The following is a 24,748-nucleotide window of genomic DNA, read 5'->3' on the forward strand; positions in this document are numbered from 1 at the left end:
TCGCACCTGAAAATCTTTAAGCATCAGCAATCACCTTCCCTCATGAAAATAGGATATCGGTAATCGTCATTTCGACGTCCGAAACCCTACTTTTCAATGATTCATTTTCGGTTTTCAGAGAAGTAACTTGCTCCGAAAGGGCCGATTGCGGTTCTTGAGGCGTCTCTGGGTCAGTCGGGTCAGGATAATTAAACAGAGGCTTAAGTGTTCCCAGGTCAATCCGTGTTATTACTCCCCCTTGTGCATAATCTTCAGCATACGCACCATACTCTAACTGGATCATTCCCACCGTCTCCGGTACCCGTTCACGCAAGGAGCGGTATGTCTCAAAGTCCTGCTCTACCGTGGTTTTCACCACCCACCCGCTACGCTCCCCTGTATCTTGAATCACTTCACCTGTCGCTTTCAGATAATACAGGCGTCTACCTATTGAGTTATTCAATGTCCCCAAGCCTCCCAGTAAATCTGATTATTCCACCAATTATAATTATAAACACTAAACCCGCTATTACTGATGGGATTATCTCCAAGGGCTCTCCCAAACCCGGACATCCCCGATCCGTCACTAGTCGTATCCGGGGTAATAAAACCATAGACGCGATGGATGGGTTCGTCGAAGAGAAAACAAGCCGTAAATCTGCCCTCGACGTTAGCATATTGACCGTATAGTTTGACCATTTTGGGTCGAAAGGCCACCCCACTGACGTATACTCGCCCCTCCGAAGCATTAAGACTCCCCCACGCATACTTTGACGTCTTAATCATTCCGATTTTTTGGGCAAGGACGGCATTCGAATCATTCGTCGAAGCCCATACACCTTTAGCCGTGATCTCATTGGCTATAGCTTGCTTTTCGGCTGTGGTCATACGTTCCAAAGTGCCTTGAATGCCAAGGATCGCTGCATCTTTGGGTATGTTTTCAGGCTTTAGGGTTGGAGCCGGGGTTGTTATCCACGTTGACCCGTTATAAAATCCGTGTGGAGGGCGGATAAAGACCCGATCCCCAGCCCATACCGTCGATTCAAGACCAGGCATGTGGTTGTTCTCGGCGCTTCGGTTCGGCATCTGACCAGCTTTTTTAACTCCATCGTCGTACCCTGAGTATCCCGCGACAAGCATATTCGGATCGAGCACAGCGTCGGCCGTATCAACAACAGTGGGCTTGCCTGGTACCCCAAAAATATTTACACCAGATCGAATATTGCCTGATAAAAGATCAGGATCATGTGCTTGGATTGTAACCTGCGAGCCTGGTGGGTAAAATCCGCTATCGATATTGACGTACGTATCAACATACGCATCCCCATCTGGGTTCGACCATAATCCAGACTTAAACTGATTCCCTTGTGTCGGTATGGTTCCGGTTACTATTCCGTTGTCGGTTCCAATCGTTTTAGGTGCTAACACATCGGCCGCTGTCGCTGTTCCTACCTCCCCCCCTTCACCCTGTAAGATAAAAACCTCGCCATCATATACCAAGGTGTAGACACCATCCTGCTTAAAACTGGCGGAACTACCGTTTGTTTTAAGAACTGGTTTGACTCCCAAACCATTAACGTTGAGCATTGGGGCTCCAGTGCTTGCAACGTTGATTTTTACGGTAACCCGAATCCCAGCTGTAAGGCTCGCCGGGGCAGGCTTTAGGTTAACTTCATATTCGTTCGCTTTAGGCTGAGTCGTTACTCCGTATCCTCCTGTTCTGCCCACAGCCTCATCAATCTTATCCCAGTTCTCATTCAGCATCGTCTCGATGTTAAAGGTCTCATTGCCATCCACCATCGGGTCTTTCTTCAATAGTCCTAAATTCGGTGTGTTACTGGACAACTCAAACACCTCCTGCAAATTTGTTTAACGGCGTCTGCCCCAGCTCGCCCAAAGTCATCACGTCATGAATATCGCGTATGAGCAAGTAGTTGAACGCATACGACACTACCAGATGCGCTGGCTTGATCTCCTCGATCGCGGACTTCAAGTCCTCCAGATTCGGCGGGATGCCGAGCGTATCGACGAATTTAACCGTAAAGCCCCATTCCTCGGGCTGAAAAGAAACCTCGACCGTACCGCCATCGTAAGCTTCAGCCACATTCTTCACGAGAGCCCCGGAGAAAGTTCCCGCTCCGCGCAGCTTGGACTCCAATACCGCCCGCCGCTGCTCGATCGGCTTGTTCCGGTCGGTTGGAATGCCAAGCTCCATCTCCCAGCGTTCCAGGCCCCAGGTTGCTGTACGGACGAAAAACTGGTCTGCGGCCGAATTCAGCGCTTGGTAAAGCGCGTCCAGCTCGCTGCCCTTGGCATCCATATCGGATTGCATGACGCGAGAGGTCTCGTAATAGGCCGGAAGATAAGAAAACAGCTCGCGACCCCGCAAGCTGTTCATTCGGGTATTATTCACTTACGCTCACCGTCCCCAGCACCGCTACCTGACCAGAACCAATTTCGATATTTTGCTGCTCGGTATGGCCGTTAATCGTCAAATCCGAGTAGTCGACGATAATCGGAATATCCAGCAGTACGGCGGCTATCCGCGTATATCTCACCAAAGGATCCTTCCGGTTAAAAGCGATCTGCTGTAAATACGTGCGAACGCCATCCTCGATCAGCTTCCGGATTTCGTCCATCGTCGAGGGCTGCTCCTGCGTACGCTGCACTTTGACGGAGATATCAATCGGAACTTCCGCCGCGGGCATCACCGTGATAACCGGACCGGCCGGGGCAACGCCTTCACCCTGTCCATCCTGGGACGGGTCAATGTGCTGCTGAACGGCATCCACGATATCCTGGCTTGCCGCACGCTTGTCCGTATCTATGAGATACAGTCCGACGGTACCGGGTCCTTTCCACAACGGCGCCACTTCCACGCCGCCAACACCCGCAATCTCATTGGCCCACTGCATGTACTGCGCTTTGTTGCCGCTCGTTCCCTGACTCCGGACTTTGGCGTAAAAACGCTCCAGGAGCGACTGATCACTTTCGGTATCCGTCCCGCTCCGCGTGGGTTCCGGATTCGTAACCGATGTTACACCGCTGACCGACGTCATCATAAGCTGAATGACGCCTGCAGGAACATTGCCGCTACTGCCCGGCATGACTGCTCGGATCGACGCCGTGCCGGTACCCAAATCACTCAGCATAACGCCTGATGTAGTCACATACTCCACGGAGGATTCCCCGGAGCCCTCATCGGCTGGCGTAGCGACATAGGTTCCGGCGGGCACCGTTGTCCCCGGCTTCCCCGTAAAAAGAACGCTGCCGGACGAAGCGACCGCTTCCCTCCGGGTAATCCCATGCTCTGCCGTCCTCAGATCGAGTTCAGCTGACCGAATATCCGGATGATCGCTTGCCACGGTGCTTGCAAAGCCTCGACGCAGCAGTTCCTGTGCCCACAAGGCAGCCTCGGAGAGCATAAACGCGACCGGCGCCTGCGCATCCCAAATAAAAGAGCCCTCCGACTTGTCGATGTCTGAAGGCACTTTGTTCAGCATGCGGTTCATAATGTTCTCTTCCGTCTGATCCAACAAATACAACGGCAAATCTGCCATCAGATCACCACGCTTTCTATAATTTCCGTCTCATCCCGAACGCTCGTAATGCGGCAGCTGAAACGGCAAGCTTCCCCTTCCCAGGCAAAAAGGAATTGATCCACACTCTCTGTCCGCGCGTCCGCCAGCAGCGTCTCGGTGACCATGCGCTGAATCTCGCTCTCTTGCAGAGATCGGTCATAGCCTTTGCCGACCAGCTCCTCCAGCTCGCTGCCGTAATCGCGCGTATAGATCAAATGACGGTAACGCGGCGTGCGAATTGCTTTTTCGCACCAGATGACCCAAGCCTCCTTCTCGTCCACAACCGGAATCTTCCGGGTCGGGGACATCACGAACTCGCCAGCTTCAAAATCATACCGCCAGCTCCGTCCAAAAACAGCCCCGTCTCCTTCCAGTACCTCCAGATCGGTCGCATCCGTCCAGATCATGTCATCGCCTTCCGGAAATAAATTAGCCACCACTGCTCACCACCTTGCATACAACCACCACGTCATTGCCGCTATTGACCCGAACGGCGAGCACGCGGTCTCCCGGTTTCAGACCTTTTCCCAATTCAAAAAGGGTATCTTCAACTTCGTTCTCTTCGGCATCAAACATCATATTCTGCTGCTGCCCCCCCAAAGTCACAGTGCCCTTTGCCGTATAACGGGGCAAGGACAGCATTCCCGGCAGCTCCGCTACCATATAGTCCTGCAGCTCATGCTTGAAATCATCCAGCTTGAGTCCCGTCGAGGTTATCGTGCCGAGCACGGCCCCTACGCCGCCCATGGCTTGACGGGTTTGCTTGTTCATTGAGGCGTATAAGGAGGACGCCAATTGTCCATAGGGGTCTTTATTCAAGGTAAAACCTCCTTTTTACATCGTCATAACTCCCCAGCTCCAGCATCATGCTCCCTGGACTTCCGAGCTCACGGCTGACGGAAATCACGAGCAGCTTCATCGAGCCCAGCATGATCGCATCTCCGGCGCGGATCGTATTGATATCGGGTGCATTGAGGGAGATCGTCTCCCGAATCCCCCTTAGTTTGCTCCGGGCCAGCTGGCGGGCAGCCGCAGGCGACTTCACCTCATCATCCTGAATAATAGCCTGGAGCTGACCGTATTTGGCGATATCCTTCTCCTCGATGGCCATCACCTTGGAAGGAACCTCTTTTCCTGTCTCGCTTGCCGCTGTCGCCAGCACCTTGACCTTGGTTGCCGCACCCTCCAACGTCCGCGATTGCGTAGTATCCGTGATAGCCTCGAGGATGTAGACCTCTTTGTTCGTTCCCAACTCATACAGCTCAAGCCCTGAAGAGATCATCCGCGGATGATACAGCTTGCCGCCGGCTTTGGCTGTCTCCCGCAGATCAGCGAACATGCTCGCGTATATCGACTGCGTCCGGTAAACGGAACGCCCCAGCTGCTTCTCGGTATCGGGCAAAACCGCAATTTTCAAATTCCAATCCGCCGCATACTTTTTAAACCGCTGGGTGGCGGTCTGCTTGGCCGGGAACAGATATTCATCCTCCGACTTGTCGAGATATACCGTCCGATCGTACAGCGTGAGGGTCATCCGCTTCACCCCATTGTTGGAGGTTTCCACTTCCCACACGACAGCCGGGTGCAGCAGAGGGACGTAATCTTTTTTACCGTATGGAATTCCGCTGATCCGGATCGCCATTCCCGGCGAGATCGGCGGCATATCCGGCGTTACGACCAGATTGACGGTGCCCTGATAAGCGACTTGTTCAAGCGAATCCCGTAGACTGATCGCTTCCACCAAGGGAGATAAATCGTATTGATCCTGCAAAATCACCTTGTAACTCATGACAGCACCAGCTTTTGGCCAGGCTTAATGGCGTTCGGATCTTTACCGATCATCTTCTGATTCAGCTTGTAGATCTGGTTCCATTTCGAGCTGTCCCCGAGCTCAAGCTTGGCGATTTTGGAGAGTGAGTCCCCTGACTTCACGGTGTACGTCTTGTTCTTTTCCTTCATGTCGGCCCGGGGCTTTTTATTCGTTCCAGATGCCCCGCTGCTGCCAGCCGTTTTGGCCACCTTCATTTCACTCCATGTCCGAAGCGTGATGTCAAAATACACATCCCCGATCTCCCCCCCACGAAACGTGGACTGATGGGAAGCGACATACACCGGCACGTTCACCGTCGTCTTGGTAATGACGAATTGCAGCGGCGTTTTATACGCCAAAAACTCGTTAAGTTTATTCATCGCGGTTTGCGGTTTAATATGATCTTCCTCATCGCCTTTGCAATAAGCTGCATCATACTCTTGTGGAAAAAATGAAGAGAACGATATCTCCTTGATCCGATTACCTTGCGGAAAATCAAATTCCCCAAAGTTGAGAATCGTAGCCGTTTCCAGTCCCTTTTGGCGTGAAATGGTCACCTCTTCGGGGTTGACCGGGAACAGGAATGTCATGCCTTTTCCGTTCTTCAAAAGAAACTCCACCTTGGCCCCCTCCTTTCTGTATGGATGCCTTCGGACCGACTTCATGCCTGCTGTTAACCATCATCTTCAATAGGCCATCGGAGTCGGCTTCCGGTTCTGCGCCGCTTTGCTGAATTCGGCTCTCAGCCGCTGACCGATCAGAAGGATCAATCCTTCTACATCGATTGGGTGTTCCTCATGCACCGTTACCTGCACCGCGCCTGGAGGAAGATTGTAATTCACGGTTGTCTCCGTTTTGAAATCCATCAGCAAGCCGGATATCGTGCTCATCTGCTCCGGGCTGATCTGAACAGATTGCGGGGAGGTTGGCTTCCCTGCAAAAGCTTGGTTTTGTGCTGCACTCGCTGGTGGACCAAAAGATCCACTGCTTGAAGAATGGCTAGGCGGCACATACGGGCCGTATGTCGGGTTCAATGCTGGATTCGGCAGCAGCGGCTTGCTGAAATCAGCCGGCCCTGGTTTCGGAATGATGGGAGCCGGAAGGGCAGCCGCACTAGGGGGTGGTGCCTTCGGAACATCCTTCGGTTGAGCAGCTTCCTTGTCCTTTTTCCCGAAGGAAAACGTATTGGAGAACCACTTCGATACCTTCTCCTTACCTTCTTTGAACTTGTCACCAATACCGGAAATTGCGCCGCCAACCTTCTCGCCAATAAAGCTTCCTACGGTGCCGCCGAGCGTTGAGCCGATCATCGTACCTGCAACTGGGATCACGGAGCCAACGATGCCGCCGATCGTGCTTCCGATACCTCCGCCGACGGTGGAGCCTATGGCTTGGTTTCGTTCTTTTCCCGGTTTAGCGGTAGCGATTGCGGTCGCATCGGCTATATATCCTAGCGGGCCGAGGGCCCGTTTGCCAAGCCCCTTCAGCAAGCCGGAGCCTAGGCCGCTTTTGCCGGCATTTTTTGCTGCACTAGCTCCAGCGCTACCGTCAGCTGCCTGTTTTACTGCATCTGACCCTGCACCGGACTTGGCAGCGCTCGCCGAGCCTCCGGATACGATGCCGCTGGCACCGCCACCACCAAACATCCCCTTGGTCATATCCATGGCACCCTTGAGTATTTGTACAGCTCCCTTCCCCGTGTTGCCTAAAGTTTCTATAAAATCTCCCGCTGTTTCTGCTTTGTTAAACGCCTTGCCCCACTTCGTTAAAGGCTTATTGTCTGGTTCCGACTTGGGAGCAGCCGCCGTGCTTTGACTGGAATTGGATCCACGGCCGCCCCCCCTTCTGACCCCATTGGGCCTAGGCGCCGCCCTAGGTGAAGGTTCAGGGGCAGGTTGATCTTTACCCCATGCTTCGCGCATCTTTGTTCCTTTACCATATAGTTGGCCTCCATTTTTCATGGTGGCACCCACGGTGATAACACCGCCTAAAATGCCTAGAGCCGTATCCCAACCAGACTTTTTACTACTCCCGCCGCCTCCAAGCTGAAGCGACCCAAGCGCAGCCGTAAGCTTATCCACCGCCGTCGTATTCGCCGTCAACGCATCGGTCAACGGAGAAAAATCAAGCCCTGCCGCCCGCAAATCCACCTGAACGCTCGCCTCAATCTGCTTCTGCACATTCAGCTTCACATTCGCTGAAGCTTGGATGACTTGCGACTTCACCCGCTGCATTTTGGCAAGCAAGTTGTCCAGCCCCTTCGAGGCGCTGTCCTTCAGCACGATTTCTGGCGCCATGCGGGTACGCCCGATGCGCATGACGCGTCCCTGGATCCGCTCAAAATAACGCTCCATCGCCCGCAGCTCGCGGTTGGCCTTGATCACGTTTTTCGGATCGATGACCAGATTCATGCGATAGTTCATGGCTTCGGCCATTTCGTTTCACCTCCTGTTCACTTCAAACTCTGACCGGCCATGCCCTCGATCTCCTCCTGGGAGAAAGCGAGCAGCAGCAGGCGCTCACCTCGCGGGAGCCTCCAAAAATCTCCGGGACGAAGGTGATGCCGGACCCACAGATGATACAGCATCGTCGTCATTCCCCCGGAGCCGATCAGTTTTTTAGGTCAGCAATCTCAACTCCGAAGCCGGACAGCTCCAGCACTTTATCGCCTACGGCATCCAGCTCTCCGGCCAGCAGCATGCGGCGAACCGCCTGCTCTCCGCCCGACAGCTTCAAGCGGCTTGTAATCCGCGGATCGCCCCAGCCGCTAAGCGTCAAACCCTTCACCGACAGACTGCTCGTGGCCTCGGAAATTAGCAATGCATTAAACGTCTCCGTATCCACCTTCTCATCCACCGCACCCTTTATCGTACGGCGAACGGTACAGCGCTCGCGGATGCTGTCGACCTTGCTCGAAGTCAAACCCTGCAGCACCATCTTCATATCCAAGCGCTTAATGCGTACCGTTTCCTCCGGCAGCTTCTCGGCTGCCTCAAACAGACTGTCCAAAATTTGCTCTTCGCTCATGTTCTCATGCAAGCTCATGCGTATATCTCCTTTACTCATAAAATAGTAACCCACAGCTCAGCGGGCGACGTTCGCCCGAATCAGGCACACCATGCCGGGCGAAGCCCCGCTTATTGACCGCTTTCAAGACGTGCTTAAGGCAAACAGCCTTAATCCCCCTGAATCGGATCCAACAGCTCGTATCCCTCAAAGGTAAATGAAGTTTCCTCCTGCACTTCTTCACCGGCTGTCCAGTTGGCCAGCTGGATTTTGTCCGGCATGCAGCGGATCAGACGAACGCGCTCATGGCCGTAGGATTCGGGATCATCCAGCTTGGAGATGATATCGAATTTGGTGAAGCCGCGGGAGATCATATCGGAAGTAACCTTGTAACCAGTCATCGTGCCGGTTCCTTTTTTGCTGCCGTTTTTGTGTACCGTCCAGTCGTTGCCGACCAGCTTCAGCTCGCGTTTCTCCAATTCCACGCTGGCTTCCAGCTTGTTAATGTGTGTCTGCCAAACCCCGTCAATGTACGCCTGGCCGTATGTCCCCATAATGACTCTTGAAGCATCCAACATGTTAAATTCCTCCTCGATTTCTTTTCAGTTTTTTCTTAAAAAAAGCCCTCTTCGGGCAGTCCGTCTCATCTTAAATGCGCTGATTGCCGTACTCGTTATTGCACGTAAAATGTACCGAACAACTGCTCCATCACATCGGTCAGCTTCACGTTCCACTGCAGGAAGACCTGATCCGGCTCCGGCGTGTTCACGGCAGAATCGCCATAGTACGCTGGATCGAGAATGACGTCATAACCGTCCGGCTCGATGACATTGCTCAGCGACAACGAAGCGAGATATTCCTTTACGGCACCGATCAGCGCCAGACGGCCTTCCTCCGTATTGTTCACTTTGCCGATGTAAGTCTGCTCTGCAGCCAGCTGCAAATCCGCATGGATCGCGTCCATCACGCGGATGGAACGGATTTTTTTCCAGGCATTGTTTTGGCCTTCAGCCGGATTCACCAACGTGTTGATGCCGCGCAGCGCCTTCACCTGGCGTCCGTCGTAGAAAAGCACGAATACGCCATTGCGTACGGCCTGCTCCTGCTCGGAACGCGTCCAGCGGCGGGTCACATCCTCGAATGGCGTTACCGCATATGTAGCGGATTGATTCAAGCGTTGACCCGCAATAAGCCCGGCAACATAAGCAGCCGTCAGGGCAGAACTGTAGTTCACGCCGGACAGACGCACGCCCGTACCTACATTGATAATCCCTTCATGGTTCAATGCAAGCGAACGGGCCGCCGCCAGTTTGGCTGCATCCTTGGAGGTATCGTCCGCAGCGCTTCCGCCGAATACGGCCATCACGCCGCGTCCTTCTTGTCGAAGACGCTTCACCCAGGCCGCAAAGCTCTGCAGCAAAGCCATATCTGCAGCATAATCCAGGGCAAGTACGTTGAATTCCTGGCCTTCGACCGCATCCTGCATTTCGATATAATCTGCATTCGTCAGGTCGCCGTTGCCGCTCTTGCCTCCGGACAGCACAGCTCCGTTCACATCGGCAGGTACGCCGGTCGCCTCCAGTGCGGTAGCCGTTACCCAGAGATTCTCATCGTCTTCATTGATCTGCGCCGCAATCGAGGCTGCTGTGCCATCCAGGCTTGTATAGGTTCCAAGCAGCTTGGCGCCTTCATAGAGGCGAAGCTCGCGTGCAGTCGGGTCGATCAGCGATGGCTGCACGGTTACGGAGAAGCCGTTGCCACGACTGCCCGGATATTTCGCCTGCAGCTTCAGCACGTCCGAAGGCGTAGCTTCCGCATTTTGCAGCGTTACGCTAGCCGCTGCCGCGGTGTTATCTGCCAGGCGATAAGCCAGCAGTTTCTTCGGCCCGCCAAGCAAGGCCAAATAGAGCGTTTCGTAAGCCGTAGCTCCATCCTGGCTATCCGCGGAATACAGCTCGGAAATCGCGAACTCGCTGCCGATTTCCACGAACTCGCGCACCGGCCCCCAGTTGGCTTTAACCGGCACGACAACCGTACCGCGGGATCCGCCTTGGATAGCCGACGCGGCGGCCGCCTTGAAATTCATATACAAACCCGGAAGTACCGGTTTATTTGTGCTTTCCCATGTTCCACCTGCCATGATTAGTCCACCTTCGCTTTCATAAATTGTTGGATTCTTTCTTTGACTTCGGTTACCGTGAACAGCTCTCCGTCTGCCCCATACATGGCACCCGCGAGCACTTCCGCCCGAACCTCGAACAGTTCCTTGGCGTGTGTTACGAGTTCATCTAGCGCATATCGCGGAGCGCTGATACTGCGGGCTTCTGTCTTGAGTGTTTTTTTTACAGCCATTGTGACCACCTCACTTTAAAATTGGATGTACGTTAATGCGCCTGATCAATGCAGCTTCCTCAGGTGAACGCATCTTCCGGTGCACCAGAGTCAGCTTCAGCTGCCCGTCCAGAATGGGATCGGCCTGCATATCGGAGGAAATCTCCGCAACGGATAAATAGCGGCGATTCTGTAAATCCAGCATCAGCTGGACCTGGGTACCAAGCTCCTCCACCAGCCTTGCAGCCGTGAGCTGCTCGTCCGCGGAATCAAGGGCGGCAATATGCCCGGTAAAGATTTTGCGAACCTCGAACATCGAAGCTCCCGCCATCTTGGTCTCGCAGCCCGTCATCCGCCATAATACGGCGTGATCTTCCCGTCCTGCCGGCCATGCCGAATGATAGATTCTCCAAGGATCACCCAGTACTTCTCCTGTCCAAGCTGTCAAGGTATGCAGCCACTCGTCGGGTTGTCCGGTCGAACCGGCCCCGGATGCCTGAGGCACATAGACGCCGAATCGCATGATCCGGATCATTTTGCCTGAAACAGAATCGAACTTGTCGGCTTCCGGCACACCCAAATAATGAAGCTTGAATGCTTTCCCATCTGCTCCGATCACCCGCTTGCGATGTAGTCCCGGGATTAGACGCTCCACCCAGCGATCCAACTGATGCAATTCGGAACGATCCGCATACAGCTTCAATCGCACCACCTGCCGGTATCCTGCCCATGAGGATTTCCAAACGTCCTCTCCGAGCGTCATGACGCCATAAAAAGGCTCGCTAACCCCATCCGGCGGATGTACGTCATATATTCGGCCTTCAAGCTCAGGTACGATATCTAGAGCGGCCTGCTTGATCGCCCCTCTCATTCCGCAGATGGCCGGGTGGCTTCCGGTCGGTTATGGGATAGCCAGCTTCTTGCGGCGCTCACATGCTTGCGCAACACGGCCCCCTCCTTTCCTTTATATATAGAGAATCGAAAATGAAGCAATCGAAGCCTAAGGCCGCAGCAAAAAACCGGTCCTTCATAAGGCCGGCTCACATCTACACTGTGTGTGTTCGGTATGCTCGTTTAACTTCATTTCCGATAATACAATCTTACACCCCTAAATCGGATGCGCTGACGTCTTATGGGACGGATAATGCGGAACTAAAAGTGGAATGTTGGCGGAAAATAGTACGAACCTATGTTCTCATTTATTGCTGTTTCCTCGTTTCACTTTAGGTTCTGCCTCATGGTGCGGTATCTTCAACTTGAAATAGAAAAAACCGGAGGGCCTCATTGAGGTCCTCCGGTTTAGGCTCGGTTTAATTATCCATCTCGGCATTATCAGTTCATTTTACTCTTTGCGGACTTGTCCAACTCTTGCAGCTTCAGCAGCCCCCTGTCTGCTAAAGCCAGCGCCAGTTTATAGAAGGCCCGGGTGCGGATCTTGGTATACGTATCCTTGCTGACCGGCGGTTCGAGGATATGGTTGTACACCTTGTAATCGAATACGTCGTCCTGCTTCATATAACGTTCCCGAATCAAAGTCTGTTCCCTCTCGCCAAGCCGTTCCACGATTGACTCGATGATCTCGCAATACTGCTTCCTGGCCGCAGGCATATCTACATTATATATGGCAACCGATGCCGTTTGGTCCGAGGTGACGTTGGTCGGTCCATGAAATCGTTCCGTGTAGGATGCCGTGACGCTCGCCTCCCTGACTTCGAATGTAATGGTTTTATAGATACGATATTTCTCGAATATCGCTTCAACAGCACTTTGGGTCTTTCTGCGATCCAATTCCGGTAAAAATGGATTCATTCGAAAAACACTCCCTTTTGATTGTCATTGTCGAGGTTTGCTTTGCCATTTGGCAGAAGTTAGTCTCACCTTAAGTGTTCGCATTTTGTTCGTATTTTTCATTAATATACCACTATTTGGAGACCCACGTAAACCTTCAAAAGGGTGAACTATTCAAAAGATTTTGGAGCGTACCTTTCATATTCTTGCCTTTTGGCAATAATACTCTCTTTTGTTTTACCTGTTGGCAAAGGTAGGGGATGTGTTTATACTATAAGTAGATGTTTCAGATGGACTATGGTGAGGAGTGGCCGGAACGTGGATCACATATTTGGATCATACTTGAAAGAGATGAGGGAGAACAAAGGCTGGAGCATCAATCAGCTGGCCCAAGCCGCCGATATCAGCGGATCACAAATCTCCCGGATCGAGAATGGGCTGAGGGGCATCCCCAAGCCGCAAACACTTCGCAAAATGGCAGAGGCACTCGAAGTTCCCTATGAAGAGCTGATGAATAAAGCAGGTTATCTGCAGCAGGATGCTGCCAAGCACGAGAACATCTCGGCTCCCGCTTGGGCAACCTCCAGGGATAAACGGGATTTCAAGAAAATGCTTGAGGATGACGGTGAGCTCATGTTTGACGGCGTCCCGCTGAACGAGGAGGACAAGCAGCGCATCAAGGACGTTCTGAGCGGACTGTTCTGGGAAGCCAAGCAAATGAACAAACGCAAGAAATAAATCTACATGGATAAGGAGATACATACCGATTACAACGATTCAACCAATCCCAATATTGCAGGTGAACCGGCATGGATGATCATTTACAACCCTTAATCCGTCAGCTGATCAAAAAACATCATACCAACTGCCCTTTTGAAATCGCGACTTCCTTGGGCATACATATTCGATTCGCAGATTTAGGCCAAACGACCAAAGGGCTGTATTTCCGTAAGCTGAGGCGGAGATTCATCGTCATCCACAATCAGCTGCCGCCGGCATGGCAGCGCTTCGTATGCGCGCATGAGCTCGGGCATGACCGGCTCCATAAGGGTATCAGCCGCTTTTTTCTGGAGGAGCATTCCTATTTCAGTCCGGGCAAACTGGAGCGGCAAGCGAACCGTTTTGCCATTGCCCTTTTGACGGCGGGTTTGGCTCCCGGACCGGGTGAGTCCTTACACGAGTTCTATCTACGAGCTGGCATTCCACAAGAAATGCTATATTTTTTTAGATTTTAAACGAACATATGTTCCTTATTTGAGTGAAGGATTCCAGATGGCCCTCCTACGAACAAAAAAACAACCCGCTCTTGACATGACGTCAAAAGCGGGTTGTTGTGGAAGCGACGCCTCCCTTGGATAAGAGGTTAGCAGCTAAGGACGGCAGCAGGTCTCTTCTATATTCCGTCCGTTTTACTCCGTTCAAATCGGTTCAAAGATGGCTACCTGTCGTTTGCCCACCTTCATATGCTGAATCCTTTGAAACCGGTCATGCTTTAATTTTTGCCCTTTGTCGGATATGACGGCAACCACGGAGCGGCCAGGATCCAGGATGGAATGAATGCCGTTAAAGAAATCCTTCACCGGCTCATCGCTTCCGCCGCCCCAGCTAACCAGGTCACCATAAGGGAGATCGGTCATGACGATATGGGTTCCCTTGCAGGAGGCCAAGCTTTCCTCTGGTTGGGTTATATCAGCTTGAAAACAAACCATCTCTTCCAAACGCGACGACCTTAACAGCTCCCTCAATCGGCCAGCGCTTTGTAGCGCATCCTGGTGCGACGGCTTATGATACAACGCCAACAGCTCTTTCAACTGTTCGGTGCGTTGTTCCAGCCCCTCCTCGCGGAGCAACGACAGGTTTTTCGCGGCTATTCCGAGCACCTCTGCGTTAATGTCAGAGCCGATGACGCGATGAATGCGCTGCCCGTGCAGCAGCCCAACCACCGTTAACAGATACGCCCCGCCGCAGCAGGGATCGAACAAGGTATACGGCCCCTGTACCCCTTTTTTCTCCAATAGTTGAAAGCACCGCTGGGCAATCTCGCTGGCTAGTCTGACAGGAAACGAAGTCGTTCCCTGCGCATTATACAGAACCCGGCCGCTGGCGAAATCCTCGTAGCTGCGCTGGGCTGATTCATAGATATATTCCATTCGAATGATTCCTTTCATCCGGCTAAAGCCTAAGTAGTTTCTAATGATTCCACATACAGATTAACATCCCTTGACCCTATCTCAAAATCCGGTTCCGGCTTGGGAGGTGATGCCATGGAGGTATACCAAACATTGACGCTAATGATTTCGTTCGCGACGCTGGTGGTGTTCATACTTTCGTTCCATAAGAAAAACCGTCTATGACGTACATTCACAGAAGACAGACCGCGTTTAGAGGACGTTTTTCTTGCGATTATCGAATGAGTTCAGCTTCGCTGAAAACTTATAAATTCTATAATTTTAAAAAGAAATAGACCGCCCTTGGTCAGGATCACGGTCTATTTCTGATCGGATTTCCTATAGCCGACCGCTCTTATAGCGGTACGTTGTACGCCGGGATCGTGTTCGCGCACGGTCCCTTTTACATTCTATACACATTATAACGCGAGTTTATTCACAAATGCCAAGCCTGGCTTGAAAAATCGCGCGAATGATCGGCACCTGCCGCCTCACTTATCCAGATGGGACATATAATCAAACGCCGTCGTGCCGTACACATTCTTGAAATGCCGGTTCAAGTGGGCAAGATCCGTGAAGCCGCACTGGGTAACGGCCTGATATACATCCCGGCTGTCCTCGATCAGATGCTTGGCGCGCTCCACTTTGCAGTTCAGATAATACTGATAAGGCGACAGCCCCGTATTTGCTTTAAAGTAACGAATGAATTGATACTTCGACATCCCGAACTCCCCGCTTAATTCATCCAGACGGAGAACATGATCCAGATGATCCTGCATCATTTCTTTGGCCTTCCGCGTAAATATGCTGTCCTTCCGGCTATCCGGGTTCAGAATACTCTCGTTAAAATGCCCTGCCAGACCCAGCAGCAGCTCGCTGCTTCTAGCCTCCGGCTGACCCGTGAAGATCGACCTCGTCACATCCAGAATGCTCTTCCGCAGCCCGGCATGATATACAATCGGGGATTGGAACCGGACGATATCCTTTTTCTGAATCAATTCCAGAAATAGCTCCGGATGAATATAGATCATCACATAATCGATGCCCGTTCGTTCCTGGGACCAGCCATCATGATTCTGCTCCGGATGGAACAGCATAACCCCGCTTTGGTAAGAAGCCTGCTGACTGCCGTCCAGCGAGTACTTCTGAATGCCGCGCAACGTGACGCCGAGGGCATACTCCTCGTGATAATGCTTTTTATATTTGAAATCCGTCAGGCTCGCGGACAGCGCCGTAATGCCCAACGCTTTTTTATAGATAAACTGCTCCATCTTCCATCACCCCTTTATGAGCTCCGGTATGCCGGATACGACGATTGCCGAGTACAGCAGAAACAAAGCCAGGATCGTGTTGGTCGTTCTCCGATATTTTTGCATAATTCCTTGAAAAAGGCTACCGCACACGGCCCAGGTCATATACGCGGACAGCCCGATTAACGATACCGCGACAACAAACGCCGAGATGACAGGACCTGCCGTATAATACGGCATGACGTAGCTTGGAATGACCGTCAGCGTAAACAATACCACCTTCGGATTGAGAAACTGCATCAAAAAGCCGGACGTGAAGGACGCCGTTTGATTCGTGCCGGACTTGGATACGTCCATGGTATACACCTGATACGTGAGATACAGCATGAACAAGCAGCCTACGATCCGCAAGATTGGCAGTACGATTGGCATGCCTGTTGACAGAAGCTGGCCCAATACCACGGAAGCAGCGATTAATAAGAAAAAAGCGATGGAGGCTCCGGCAATGTAGCGCAAGGTCTTCTTCATGCCGGAATTCTGAACCGAAGACAAAATGACGATGTTGGATGGCCCCGGCGAGAAAGCCACGATAAAACAGTAAATAAAAAAAGAAGACAGGTTCATGATGATAGCTCCTAACAAAGGAATTTCCTTTGTCATTATAGAGCTGGAGGCGAAGCAGGGCATAGTACATTATTGCAGCAGAACTAGAGCCGCACAAATACGGCTCTTCACCGCAGATTTCGGTTTCTTCTATCGCCCTTAGTGACCGGACTGGTGCGTCTTCGGTTGTTCCTGCGCATGCGCGCTGCCGGATAGATTCAGCAGAACGACCCCTGCGATGATCAGCAGGATCGAGAATATTTTCAGACCGTTAATCTGCTCCGCAAAGAACATATAACCGATGACGGTAATGATCATGATGCCAAGTCCCGACCAGATCGCGTAAGCCACGGATATTTCAATCTGCTTCAAGCTCAGCGTCAGGAAGCTCAAGCTGCAAATATAGAATACCACCAGCAGCACGCTGGGCAGCGGTTTGCTGAACCCCTCCGACAGCTTCATGTTCAGCGTCCCCGCCACTTCAAACAGAATCGCCAAACTTAAATAGAACCAATGCATAATCTCAAGACTCCTCCCGTTTCTCTGCGGCAATCCCGAACAGCAAGATGTCCATAACGGACTGCAGCAGCTCCCCTAGCGGCAATTGATGCTTCACCGTCGCCCTCGAATCGTAAATCTGATGGAGCGATCCGAGATACAGATCGATGAACAGTGGCATATGAATTCGTTTGATGCTTCCCTCGGCCATGCCTCGCTCCATCAGCTCGGTGACAATGCCCCATTCCTCTCGGAAAAAGGTGTCCAGCTTCTCCCATTGCGCATAATGCGTGCGCTTCAGATCCGGCAGCATCCCCAAATCCATCTGCTCCATCTCCTGGGGCAGACAGATTAGAATCTGGTGTATCTTCTCCAGAACGGTAAGCCCCTCATCCTCCGCAATTTCACGTTCGCGCTGCTGGATGTGCCGGATCATCCCGTCAATGATATGTTCGACAATCTCTTCCTTGGATGAGAAGTGCTCATAGATCGTCCGTTTACTAATGGCAAGGACGCGGGCCAGATCACTGACCGTAAACGTAAATCCTTGCCGCTGAATTAAGCGGATCGTTTCATTCAATATTCGCTCGCGCAACTGACTAACTCCCCTTCTGGTACCATAAATACTGTATCGGTACCACTAGTATTATAACTCCTTGATCAGCATGAAATCCAGACATGATTTTTTAAATATAGCGGGGCAGAAGATAGCTAAACGTACTAGGAACGCCGGATACATATGATAAAAAACGTTCATAGACCGTACTTTCTCAGAAGGCAGACTGCTCATAACAGATGTTTTTCTTGCGATAGAAGGATGGTTAGCATTTGAAGTTTGAATCTCATAACAAAAAGAGCCCGCTTACGTATCGTAAGCAGACTCTTTTCGATTTCACCAATCCTTTAATCAAACCGCACGTCGCCAATGCCGAACCATGGAAAATATCCGGCTGCGGCATAAGCGAAAGCGGCCGCAACTGCAAGTAATCCTATAACCAGAAGATCATAGCGTGAATAACGCGACGGGTAATAATACGTTCGGGACTTCGCCTGATCGCCATCGAATTGCTTGGCCTCCATCGCGGCGGCCACCCGATGGGCCCGGCGGATGCTCTGTGCCAGCAGCGGCACCACATACAGTCCTGCGCGGTTCACCATGCCGCGAATTCCGCGGATCGGGCGGACTCCTCGTACCTTCAAGGCTTGGCGGCGGATCACATATTCCTCCCACACCATGGGCAGCAGCCGGATCGAAGCCATGAAGCTGTAAGCATACTTGGGTGCAAGCCTCAACTTCTGCATCAGGCTGTAGAATAAATCCACCGAGGACGTTGTCGTCACGAGCAGCAGCCCCTCCGAGGCAAAGGCAATTCCCTTAAAGCCCAAATGCAGCCCTCGGTAGAAGCTTTCTTCCGATACCCGGAACAACCCCCACTCCCACCAGATCGTTTCTCCCTTACCGAACAGCATCATGGAAGAGGCGGACGATATGAAGGCAAGCAGAAACGGAATGAAGAACAACAGCATTTTCCACGGCTTCACCCCGCTGAGCACCACGAGACAGACCATAAAGATCAACGCCTGGTACAAAACAAAATCAAGATCATGGGTTAACACCGTCATGAAAAACAGCGCACAGATCAGACCCAGCTTCACCACCGGATTCGCCCGGTGCAGCCAAGTGATCCGTACGGGGTTCCATATGTTCATGCATTCACCCCCGTGAGGCGATGATCGGCCGTGGTTAGATTTTCGCGAGTCTCATCAGTGCCATTCACTCCGCCCGCCTCCCGTCCGGATTCCGTCCCGGTACACCAGCGCGGGGAAGGCATGCTCGAGGTCAGTTGTCCCTCGCGGATTTCCCATATATGCGTGGCGACCCGCTGGGCGACCTCCATTTCATGCGTCACCATGAGAATGGCGGTTCCCGCACGGCGCAGCTTCTCGCACATCTCCAGAATCGCGAATGTATTCCGCGCATCCTGTCCGAAGGTCGGCTCATCCAGAAGCAGGACGGACGGCTGTCTTGCCATGGCCGTAGCCACGCTCAAGCGGCGCTTTTGGCCTGTCGACAGCTGGTACGGATGCCTGGCCTCCAAGCCATTCAATCCGAAACGTTCAAGACAGCGCTCGGCCTGCGCCTTCGCTTCCTCCGGCGGCACATGATCCACCAGCAGCGAGTAAACCACCTCATCGCCGATGCGCTCCGTCAGGAATTGAAGCTCCGGATTCTGAAACACGAATCCGATTTGGCGCAGCTGCTGCTCTCTCTTCTTCCGCACCTTCCTGCGCTTGCCCTGAATGACCTCTTCCCGGCAGAGCATGTAGGTCCCTTCGGCGCGAAGCAGCCCCATCAAACTGAGCAGCAGCGAGCTTTTGCCTGCTCCGTTCGGACCTACCACCGCAATGAATTGTCCCGGAAACACCTCGGCCGAAGGGAGGCTAATGACCGGTTTATCCCATCTCATTCCCCTGAAATTCGCCAGGTGAATGACAGGCTCCCCACGTTGAGCATACGGCGGAGCAGCCTCATGCAGGAGATTACGATTACCCTGCTCATCGCCAAGCGCATCGACCGGAGCAAACAGCTCTCTGCCCGCCCGGGTCTGCGCATAATCTTCCCATACGCCGGGATACCAGATTCCATAAGCTTGGAGTTCCCGCTCGTATTCTGCGAATATCGCTGCTGGAGGACCTTCGCCCAGAATCACGCCATCCGGGCTGAACAGCACGACACGATCCACGTATCTGGCCATTTCTTCGATCCGGTGCTCCACGATGATCAGTGTCCGCCCATCCGATACGGCCTTCACCGCGGACCAGATTTGCTCCCTTCCTTCCGGGTCGAGCAAGGCAGATGGCTCGTCTAGGAACAGCACCTCCGGCTCCAGCAGCAGAGCCGAAGCCAGCGCTAACCTTTGCTTCATGCCTTGGGACAGATGCCCGATCGGCATATGAAGCTCCTCAAGATCAAGCCCCACCTCGCGGAGCGCCGCTTGCATCCTCTCCTTCATCTCATCGCGCGGAACACTTAGATTTTCCAGTACGAAAGCCAGCTCTTCATCCACGTACGGCATGCAGAACTGGGTATCCGGATCTTGAAATACATACCCCCAAGAGCGCGGAACCAGCTGCGACTCGCATTTCATCGGCACCTCCGTTGCGCGGGGAATCATCCCGCTAAGCACCTGCAGCAGCGTGGATTTGCCGCAGCCGCTCGGACCGAGCAGCAGCACCTTCTCCCCGCGGACAGCCGAGAAGGAGAGGTCTTTGAACATCAGTCGTTCCTCGCCCGGATACTTCAGACGCAATCCCTCCACATAGACCGCCGGTTCCGGAACCATCTCAGCGGACTGAGCCGGAACCAGGCTAACCGTGGCATTAGACATGGCGCGGATCATCCAGTGCTTCGTAATCCTTCTTCGACGCAGGACGCAGCAGGGATGTGACGCCCGTGCGGTCCAAGGCTTTGGCCAGCAAGAGCATGAGCAGGCCTGCAATGACGGCACCGCTGAGTACCCGCATACCGTATTTGGCCAGGAACATCCACGTCTGCAGGTCATCGGTATAACTGTAATAGAAGTCCATGATCATCGATCCGATGGCTGCGCCTGCTCCGGCAATCGCCAGCGTCCACGCCGAGGTGCTCCGATAACGGAACGCCGCGAATACCAATTCTGCCCCAAGTCCTTGAATGAGGCCATACAGCAGCAGAGTCAATCCCCAGCCGCTGCCAAACAGCACTTCCACGTGGGCAGCCGCCACTTCCGCAATGATGGCCACTCCCGGCTTACGGATTAGCAAGTATGCAAGCGTGGCTGCAGCGAACCACATTCCGTATAACAACTCATCCGCTTCAAAGAACAGCGGTTTTAACAGATTGTAAACCGAACCCCAGAAGTGATAAATGACGCCAAGCACCAGCGATACCAGCACCGTCACCAAAATATCGCTTAACCGCAGCCCTTTTCGGGGCTGAACCCCCAACTTCTCTTGCATAGATGTTCCCATAACCATACATTCCCCTCTCCACCTCTATTTTTGTGTAAGCACAACAAAAAACCGTCTGGAAAAACGCGCAGACGGAAAAATAGGCCCTATGTAGGCAGGGTCGGATATTCTCTACGCTGGCATTACCCAGTTCAGATTAACGGTCAACAGCGGATAACAGCTGCAATCTCAGCCTGATTCACTCAAGCCCCCGTATTCCCTATTCGGTTTCATGTTAATCTTAAAATACACATTCGTTCTCCAATTAGCAAGAACCTTTTTTCAAAAATGGCTATTTATTGATTTCCAGCTCATTCTATGTCAATATCAGAGTGATTGGCTTTTCCACCAACGTTTATTGCTGACACCTATGCACAAAGGAGAATGACATGGCTAAACAATTGCTGCGTCTGATGACTGAGCTGTCCTCCCGCAAGTGGCTGTCCCGAATCATGGGACATTGTTCCCACAGCCGGCTGAGCCGTCATCTAATACCTGCATTCATACGAATTTATCAAATTCCGGCGCATGAAGCGGAGAAAGAAATCCACGAATACCGCTCACTGAACGAATTCTTTTCCCGCCGGTTAAAAATAGGCCTGCGCGCCATAGACGACACCGCCGATGCCATGGTAAGCCCCGTCGATGCCACGATATCGGCGATGTGCGCCGTCAACGCCGGCACCATTCTGAGCGTCAAGGGACAGGATTATACCCTGAGCGAGCTGCTCGCCAAATCACCGAGAATGGAAAACTACATCAACGGTTATGCATTTGTATTGTATTTAAGCCCAACCGACTATCATCGCATTCATTCCCCTGTAACCGGTGTTCAGGCGGAAAGCGAGCATTTAAAGGGACGCGTTTACCCCGTGAACGATTTTGCGATGACCCATATCCGGCATGTGCTCAGCCGTAATGAGCGCCTCATTACCTATATTGCGCATGAGTTCGGCGAAGTTGCCGTCGTGAAGGTCGGAGCCATGAACGTAAGCAGCATCCGTTATGCCGACGAGAACGTGAAGAAATACGAGATCGGCGATGAACTCGCGTACTTTGAATTCGGCTCTACCGTCGTGCTTCTGACAGAGAACGGCACGTTTACTCCGCGCGGTGACCTGGAACCCGGCTCCAAGGTGAAGATGGGAGAGCTGCTTGGTTTGCTTCACCCGTCCCCGACCAGAAAAGGGTAACTCCATTCACCTTACCAAGCTTCACCAAGCATCGCATGACAAGTTAAGGCCATGAATCATTCGCTGCATGAATGATTAACGCCGGTCCAGCATCCGATAAACGATCCGCTGAAACAGCCGATCCGGCAGTACGCCCTTGATCCATGCGGTCAGCCGCGTACCTCTGGGCAGCGTATAGCGGAACCTCGGTTTGGACATGGACGCAATGTTTGCCACAAGCCTGGCTACCTCCTGCGGATCTCCGCTTCCCCTGGCTGTCCGCTCGGAATAGTCCAGCACGCCCTTCAGCAGACCGCTGTAGGGTGATCCTTCCTTTACCGTAAGCTCCCCAAAACTTTTATTCCAGATCGGCGTGCCATAGGCACCAGGCTGGATCAGCACAACATCGATGCCAAAGGGCATCAACTCCATGGACAGGCTCTCGCCGAACCCCTCCAGCGCAAATTTGGATGCCGCATAGGGACCATAACCCGGAAAGCCGACCACGCCGCTAATGCTGCTCATGAGAATGATTTTGGATCGTCCCGTCTTGCGCAGCAGCGGGAGCATATGCTGCGTTACCGATACGGTCCCGAAAAAATTCGTCTCCAACTGCTTGCGCCAGCCGCTGAGCGGTACTTCCTCCACCATGCCGCCTACCGCTTCGCCGGCGTTGTTCACCAGCACGTCCAAGCGGCCGAACTTCTGCTCTAACTCCCAAGCAGCAGCCTTGACATGTTCCTCTGAGCATATATCCAGCTGGAATACGTGAATGCGTTCGACAACATCTGCTTTTTCGGCTCGGGTCAACAGCTCTGCAGCCGCCTCCGGCCTGCGCAGACCCGCTGCCACGTCATAGCCCGCTTTTGCCAGCTCCAAGCTGATGAGCAGTCCGAACCCGCTCGACGCGCCCGTGATCAGCGCAACCTTTCCTGCTCCCGCCGTTACCACCGAAACACCGCTTGGTCCGCCATTGCCACTTTACCCTTCACACCCTTCACCCTTCCGTTATCCGAACTGCCTGTCCGGTCCATTAAAACCCTGCGTTTAGCGCTTTATACATATTCCTAATATAACAAATTTTCGCAATGCCAACAGAGTCCCTATCCGTATATGCATCCTTTTACAACGTAATCAGACATACTCCCTATTCCCATGTGCATCCATTAAATAGAACCGCAAAGTGGAGCCTATGCTTCGATGCGTATTCCAAATACTTTGCGGGGACCCCAATACAAAATGCCCCACAAAGTGGAGCCTGTGCTTCGATGCTTATTCCAAATACTTTGCGGGGACCCCAAAACATATCAAAAAAAGGGAGCCATTTAGCTCCCTTTTGCGTTCATACAGAAAAAAGCGTATATGATAACGGGATTCCACGTCCCCGTATGTAGGCCTAAGTCTCGTTAAAACCACACATTCTGATGATCCTGAGTCGTTGTCTTCATGCGGCGCAAGCGATTTCTGAAAATACCGCAGCCACCGCGACTGAAGAAACGTCCACGCACCCGTCTTCTTGGGCTCATTCCTCTCTCCCCCCCTTCATAAGAAAAACGTCTATCGACGTACTCGCATAGAAGACAGACCGCATTTAGCGGAAGTTTTTCTTGCGATATCAGGAAGGCTCATGCTTCGAATTTATACTTTCTGATATCTTAAAATGAAACTGTATGTCGTTTTTACCCTAAATCGCTTGCTATGAAACCCATTTTGCCCTTCGACTACCCAGGTAAGTTATGGAAGGTCGGGGAATCACCGAATCTCGGATGGGCTCTTGCCCGTATACTGCTTGAATTGCCGGCTGAAAAAGAATATATCCCGGTAACCCAGCGCGTCGGCTACCTCCGTTACGTTCATCCCCTGATGCAGCAGCAGATGCTGCGCCCGCTCGATCCGCATCTGAATGATGTAGGATTGTACCGGCGTGCCGATCAGCTCCTTGAACTTGATCGAGAAGTAACGGGGGGACAATCCCGCTCTGGCCGCCAAATCCTCGACCCGATGGGGAACACCCGGGTGCTGGCGTACGTAATTCGCGATTTCATGGATCGCCTCGGACAGCTGATTGCTTGCTTTTTTGACCACCGGCTCCGCGAGATCTGCACGCAGCAGATGAATCATCAGCTGTTTCAGAATTAGCTGCCCCTCCTCCAATGATCCATAGGGCTTGTCCAGATACAAACGCACATAGCGTGCAAGCAAATATTCGAAATCCATCGTTTCCGTCAGCTTGCGATAAGATGCCGGAATCTCTTGGACCGGGTCGGTCACGTCAAAATGGATATATGTCAATACGAGCGGCTTCTGCGGATTGTGCGTCGCGCTCGTATGATCTCCTGGACGGAACAGGAAGCAGCTTCCTTTTCCCACGGCAAAGGGCTCGTCATTAAGCTCGACCGTGCCTTCGCCGCTCCATACATAGAACAAATCGTAGTTCTGCATGGGCCTTTCGCGTTTTTGCCATTTCCAGCCCGGCTCGCACACGATTTTGGCAAGCGCAGGCATGATTATAAACGAAGACGGCGATGCATTCAGCATCTCGTCATAACCCCCTCATCTCATTCAAAAATTG

30 protein-coding genes and 1 riboswitch are annotated in these 24,748 nt (G+C 52.6%); of the genes, 4 read left to right on the top strand and 26 right to left on the bottom strand.

Annotated elements, in window-relative coordinates; genetic code table 11:
• Window positions 1-40 precede the first annotated feature (40 nt).
• From M4D81_RS21065 to M4D81_RS21140, 16 genes are all read right to left on the bottom strand, one after another.
• Window positions 41-442, bottom strand: a complete 402-nt coding sequence (locus M4D81_RS21065; RefSeq protein ID WP_260067964.1) for a hypothetical protein — start codon at window positions 440-442, stop codon at window positions 41-43.
• Window positions 439-1,824, bottom strand: a complete 1,386-nt coding sequence (locus tag M4D81_RS21070; protein ID WP_260067965.1) for a hypothetical protein — start codon at window positions 1,822-1,824, stop codon at window positions 439-441. The genes M4D81_RS21065 and M4D81_RS21070 overlap by 4 nt, the downstream gene beginning before the upstream one ends.
• Before the next feature lies 1 nt (window position 1,825).
• On the bottom strand, window positions 1,826-2,392 hold the full coding sequence (locus M4D81_RS21075) for a YmfQ family protein (RefSeq protein WP_260067966.1): 567 nt from the start codon (window positions 2,390-2,392) through the stop codon (window positions 1,826-1,828).
• On the bottom strand, window positions 2,385-3,539 hold the full coding sequence (locus M4D81_RS21080) for a baseplate J/gp47 family protein (protein ID WP_260067967.1): 1,155 nt from the start codon (window positions 3,537-3,539) through the stop codon (window positions 2,385-2,387). Before M4D81_RS21080 ends, M4D81_RS21075 begins: the two co-directional genes overlap by 8 nt.
• On the bottom strand, window positions 3,539-3,997 hold the full coding sequence (locus M4D81_RS21085; RefSeq protein ID WP_260067968.1) for a DUF2634 domain-containing protein: 459 nt from the start codon (window positions 3,995-3,997) through the stop codon (window positions 3,539-3,541). The genes M4D81_RS21080 and M4D81_RS21085 overlap by 1 nt, the downstream gene beginning before the upstream one ends.
• Window positions 3,990-4,379 (bottom strand): hypothetical protein, encoded by a 390-nt coding sequence (locus tag M4D81_RS21090; protein WP_260067969.1) that lies wholly within the window; start codon window positions 4,377-4,379, stop codon window positions 3,990-3,992. The genes M4D81_RS21085 and M4D81_RS21090 overlap by 8 nt, the downstream gene beginning before the upstream one ends.
• Window positions 4,372-5,349 (bottom strand): XkdQ/YqbQ family protein, encoded by a 978-nt coding sequence (locus M4D81_RS21095; protein WP_260067970.1) that lies wholly within the window; start codon window positions 5,347-5,349, stop codon window positions 4,372-4,374. Before M4D81_RS21095 ends, M4D81_RS21090 begins: the two co-directional genes overlap by 8 nt.
• Window positions 5,346-5,990 carry a LysM peptidoglycan-binding domain-containing protein gene (locus tag M4D81_RS21100; protein WP_260067971.1) on the bottom strand — a complete coding sequence of 215 codons (645 nt, stop codon included), beginning with the start codon at window positions 5,988-5,990 and terminating at the stop codon, window positions 5,346-5,348. Before M4D81_RS21100 ends, M4D81_RS21095 begins: the two co-directional genes overlap by 4 nt.
• 66 nt (window positions 5,991-6,056) lie before the next feature.
• The gene (locus M4D81_RS21105; protein ID WP_260067972.1) at window positions 6,057-7,805 is read right to left on the bottom strand and encodes a hypothetical protein; all 1,749 of its coding nucleotides are present in this window, start codon (window positions 7,803-7,805) and stop codon (window positions 6,057-6,059) included.
• 17 nt (window positions 7,806-7,822) lie between these two features.
• Window positions 7,823-7,957 carry a hypothetical protein gene (locus tag M4D81_RS21110; RefSeq protein ID WP_015737373.1) on the bottom strand — a complete coding sequence of 45 codons (135 nt, stop codon included), beginning with the start codon at window positions 7,955-7,957 and terminating at the stop codon, window positions 7,823-7,825.
• A 23-nt stretch (window positions 7,958-7,980) separates the two neighbouring features.
• Entirely contained in the window at window positions 7,981-8,415 is a 435-nt protein-coding gene (locus M4D81_RS21115) for a phage tail assembly chaperone (protein WP_071222452.1), read from the bottom strand.
• A 131-nt stretch (window positions 8,416-8,546) separates the two neighbouring features.
• Window positions 8,547-8,954, bottom strand: a complete 408-nt coding sequence (locus M4D81_RS21120; protein ID WP_006212545.1) for a phage tail tube protein — start codon at window positions 8,952-8,954, stop codon at window positions 8,547-8,549.
• A 95-nt stretch (window positions 8,955-9,049) separates the two neighbouring features.
• Window positions 9,050-10,516 carry a phage tail sheath family protein gene (locus M4D81_RS21125; RefSeq protein WP_260067973.1) on the bottom strand — a complete coding sequence of 489 codons (1,467 nt, stop codon included), beginning with the start codon at window positions 10,514-10,516 and terminating at the stop codon, window positions 9,050-9,052.
• Between the two features lie 2 nt (window positions 10,517-10,518).
• Window positions 10,519-10,728 carry a YqzN/YkzM domain-containing protein gene (locus M4D81_RS21130; RefSeq protein ID WP_071222449.1) on the bottom strand — a complete coding sequence of 70 codons (210 nt, stop codon included), beginning with the start codon at window positions 10,726-10,728 and terminating at the stop codon, window positions 10,519-10,521.
• Between the two features lie 10 nt (window positions 10,729-10,738).
• The gene (locus M4D81_RS21135; RefSeq protein WP_260067974.1) at window positions 10,739-11,578 is read right to left on the bottom strand and encodes a hypothetical protein; all 840 of its coding nucleotides are present in this window, start codon (window positions 11,576-11,578) and stop codon (window positions 10,739-10,741) included.
• A gap of 461 nt (window positions 11,579-12,039) precedes the next feature.
• Complete coding sequence (locus M4D81_RS21140; protein ID WP_071222447.1) at window positions 12,040-12,516, bottom strand: ArpU family phage packaging/lysis transcriptional regulator; 477 nt, start codon at window positions 12,514-12,516, stop codon at window positions 12,040-12,042.
• 297 nt (window positions 12,517-12,813) lie between these two features.
• Here M4D81_RS21140 and M4D81_RS21145 point away from each other — a divergent pair, with 297 nt between their 5' ends.
• Window positions 12,814-13,233, top strand: coding sequence for a helix-turn-helix domain-containing protein (locus M4D81_RS21145; protein ID WP_260067975.1), 420 nt, complete (start codon window positions 12,814-12,816; stop codon window positions 13,231-13,233).
• A gap of 71 nt (window positions 13,234-13,304) precedes the next feature.
• Complete coding sequence (locus M4D81_RS21150; RefSeq protein WP_260067976.1) at window positions 13,305-13,730, top strand: ImmA/IrrE family metallo-endopeptidase; 426 nt, start codon at window positions 13,305-13,307, stop codon at window positions 13,728-13,730.
• Window positions 13,731-13,913: 183 nt separating this feature from the next.
• Here M4D81_RS21150 and M4D81_RS21155 read toward each other — a convergent pair whose 3' ends face one another.
• Window positions 13,914-14,645, bottom strand: a complete 732-nt coding sequence (locus M4D81_RS21155) for a hypothetical protein (RefSeq protein ID WP_260067977.1) — start codon at window positions 14,643-14,645, stop codon at window positions 13,914-13,916.
• A gap of 114 nt (window positions 14,646-14,759) precedes the next feature.
• Between M4D81_RS21155 and M4D81_RS34860 the strand changes: the two genes are divergently transcribed.
• Window positions 14,760-14,849, top strand: a complete 90-nt coding sequence (locus M4D81_RS34860; RefSeq protein ID WP_397376768.1) for a putative holin-like toxin — start codon at window positions 14,760-14,762, stop codon at window positions 14,847-14,849.
• A 305-nt stretch (window positions 14,850-15,154) separates the two neighbouring features.
• Here the strand turns inward: M4D81_RS34860 and M4D81_RS21160 are convergent, their stop codons facing one another.
• The 7 genes from M4D81_RS21160 to M4D81_RS21190 form a co-directional block, all read right to left on the bottom strand.
• The gene (locus tag M4D81_RS21160; RefSeq protein ID WP_071222442.1) at window positions 15,155-15,934 is read right to left on the bottom strand and encodes an AraC family transcriptional regulator; all 780 of its coding nucleotides are present in this window, start codon (window positions 15,932-15,934) and stop codon (window positions 15,155-15,157) included.
• 6 nt (window positions 15,935-15,940) lie between these two features.
• Window positions 15,941-16,537: a LysE family translocator gene (locus tag M4D81_RS21165; RefSeq protein WP_071222441.1), complete on the bottom strand. Its 597-nt coding sequence runs from the start codon at window positions 16,535-16,537 to the stop codon at window positions 15,941-15,943.
• Window positions 16,538-16,675: 138 nt separating this feature from the next.
• A complete protein-coding gene (locus M4D81_RS21170; RefSeq protein ID WP_071222440.1) occupies window positions 16,676-17,035 on the bottom strand; it encodes a DMT family transporter in 360 nt (119 codons plus the stop codon).
• 4 nt (window positions 17,036-17,039) lie between these two features.
• Window positions 17,040-17,609, bottom strand: a complete 570-nt coding sequence (locus tag M4D81_RS21175; RefSeq protein ID WP_071222439.1) for a TetR/AcrR family transcriptional regulator — start codon at window positions 17,607-17,609, stop codon at window positions 17,040-17,042.
• A gap of 308 nt (window positions 17,610-17,917) precedes the next feature.
• Entirely contained in the window at window positions 17,918-18,724 is an 807-nt protein-coding gene (locus M4D81_RS21180) for an energy-coupling factor transporter transmembrane component T family protein (RefSeq protein ID WP_071222438.1), read from the bottom strand.
• The gene (locus M4D81_RS21185) at window positions 18,721-20,403 is read right to left on the bottom strand and encodes an ABC transporter ATP-binding protein (RefSeq protein WP_260067978.1); all 1,683 of its coding nucleotides are present in this window, start codon (window positions 20,401-20,403) and stop codon (window positions 18,721-18,723) included. Before M4D81_RS21185 ends, M4D81_RS21180 begins: the two co-directional genes overlap by 4 nt.
• On the bottom strand, window positions 20,396-21,025 hold the full coding sequence (locus M4D81_RS21190) for an ECF transporter S component (RefSeq protein ID WP_071222437.1): 630 nt from the start codon (window positions 21,023-21,025) through the stop codon (window positions 20,396-20,398). The genes M4D81_RS21185 and M4D81_RS21190 overlap by 8 nt, the downstream gene beginning before the upstream one ends.
• A 91-nt stretch (window positions 21,026-21,116) precedes the next feature.
• Window positions 21,117-21,229, bottom strand: a riboswitch (TPP riboswitch).
• A gap of 164 nt (window positions 21,230-21,393) precedes the next feature.
• Here M4D81_RS21190 and asd point away from each other — a divergent pair.
• Window positions 21,394-22,197 (top strand): archaetidylserine decarboxylase, encoded by an 804-nt coding sequence (asd, locus tag M4D81_RS21195; RefSeq protein WP_071222436.1) that lies wholly within the window; start codon window positions 21,394-21,396, stop codon window positions 22,195-22,197.
• 75 nt (window positions 22,198-22,272) lie between these two features.
• Here asd and M4D81_RS21200 read toward each other — a convergent pair whose 3' ends face one another.
• Together M4D81_RS21200 and M4D81_RS21205 are read right to left on the bottom strand one after the other, a co-directional pair.
• A complete protein-coding gene (locus tag M4D81_RS21200) occupies window positions 22,273-23,127 on the bottom strand; it encodes an SDR family oxidoreductase (protein ID WP_260067979.1) in 855 nt (284 codons plus the stop codon).
• Between the two features lie 801 nt (window positions 23,128-23,928).
• The gene (locus M4D81_RS21205) at window positions 23,929-24,714 is read right to left on the bottom strand and encodes a helix-turn-helix domain-containing protein (protein WP_260067980.1); all 786 of its coding nucleotides are present in this window, start codon (window positions 24,712-24,714) and stop codon (window positions 23,929-23,931) included.
• Window positions 24,715-24,748: the final 34 nt, after the last annotated feature.

Source organism: Paenibacillus sp. p3-SID867 (assembly GCF_025142895.1).
In the GTDB taxonomy this organism is placed as follows: domain Bacteria; phylum Bacillota; class Bacilli; order Paenibacillales; family Paenibacillaceae; genus Paenibacillus_AQ.

What these genes read in the sequence shown, in the direction of transcription:
- M4D81_RS21160 (WP_071222442.1), bottom strand. Translation starts at nt 15,934, where the DNA reads ATGGAGCAGTTTATCTATAAAAAAGCGTTGGGCATTACGGCGCTGTCC.
- M4D81_RS21205 (WP_260067980.1), bottom strand. Translation starts at nt 24,714, where the DNA reads ATGCTGAATGCATCGCCGTCTTCGTTTATAATCATGCCTGCGCTTGCC.
- M4D81_RS21130 (WP_071222449.1), bottom strand. Translation starts at nt 10,728, where the DNA reads ATGGCTGTAAAAAAAACACTCAAGACAGAAGCCCGCAGTATCAGCGCT.
- asd (WP_071222436.1), top strand. Translation starts at nt 21,394, where the DNA reads ATGGCTAAACAATTGCTGCGTCTGATGACTGAGCTGTCCTCCCGCAAG.
- M4D81_RS21185 (WP_260067978.1), bottom strand. Translation starts at nt 20,403, where the DNA reads ATGTCTAATGCCACGGTTAGCCTGGTTCCGGCTCAGTCCGCTGAGATG.
- M4D81_RS21190 (WP_071222437.1), bottom strand. Translation starts at nt 21,025, where the DNA reads ATGGGAACATCTATGCAAGAGAAGTTGGGGGTTCAGCCCCGAAAAGGG.
- M4D81_RS21120 (WP_006212545.1), bottom strand. Translation starts at nt 8,954, where the DNA reads ATGTTGGATGCTTCAAGAGTCATTATGGGGACATACGGCCAGGCGTAC.
- M4D81_RS21095 (WP_260067970.1), bottom strand. Translation starts at nt 5,349, where the DNA reads ATGAGTTACAAGGTGATTTTGCAGGATCAATACGATTTATCTCCCTTG.
- M4D81_RS21180 (WP_071222438.1), bottom strand. Translation starts at nt 18,724, where the DNA reads ATGAACATATGGAACCCCGTACGGATCACTTGGCTGCACCGGGCGAAT.
- M4D81_RS21140 (WP_071222447.1), bottom strand. Translation starts at nt 12,516, where the DNA reads ATGAATCCATTTTTACCGGAATTGGATCGCAGAAAGACCCAAAGTGCT.
- M4D81_RS21155 (WP_260067977.1), bottom strand. Translation starts at nt 14,645, where the DNA reads ATGGAATATATCTATGAATCAGCCCAGCGCAGCTACGAGGATTTCGCC.
- M4D81_RS34860 (WP_397376768.1), top strand. Translation starts at nt 14,760, where the DNA reads ATGGAGGTATACCAAACATTGACGCTAATGATTTCGTTCGCGACGCTG.
- M4D81_RS21125 (WP_260067973.1), bottom strand. Translation starts at nt 10,516, where the DNA reads ATGGCAGGTGGAACATGGGAAAGCACAAATAAACCGGTACTTCCGGGT.
- M4D81_RS21105 (WP_260067972.1), bottom strand. Translation starts at nt 7,805, where the DNA reads ATGGCCGAAGCCATGAACTATCGCATGAATCTGGTCATCGATCCGAAA.
- M4D81_RS21150 (WP_260067976.1), top strand. Translation starts at nt 13,305, where the DNA reads ATGGATGATCATTTACAACCCTTAATCCGTCAGCTGATCAAAAAACAT.
- M4D81_RS21080 (WP_260067967.1), bottom strand. Translation starts at nt 3,539, where the DNA reads ATGGCAGATTTGCCGTTGTATTTGTTGGATCAGACGGAAGAGAACATT.
- M4D81_RS21165 (WP_071222441.1), bottom strand. Translation starts at nt 16,537, where the DNA reads ATGAACCTGTCTTCTTTTTTTATTTACTGTTTTATCGTGGCTTTCTCG.
- M4D81_RS21115 (WP_071222452.1), bottom strand. Translation starts at nt 8,415, where the DNA reads ATGAGCTTGCATGAGAACATGAGCGAAGAGCAAATTTTGGACAGTCTG.
- M4D81_RS21135 (WP_260067974.1), bottom strand. Translation starts at nt 11,578, where the DNA reads ATGAGAGGGGCGATCAAGCAGGCCGCTCTAGATATCGTACCTGAGCTT.
- M4D81_RS21110 (WP_015737373.1), bottom strand. Translation starts at nt 7,957, where the DNA reads ATGCTGTATCATCTGTGGGTCCGGCATCACCTTCGTCCCGGAGATTTT.
- M4D81_RS21170 (WP_071222440.1), bottom strand. Translation starts at nt 17,035, where the DNA reads ATGCATTGGTTCTATTTAAGTTTGGCGATTCTGTTTGAAGTGGCGGGG.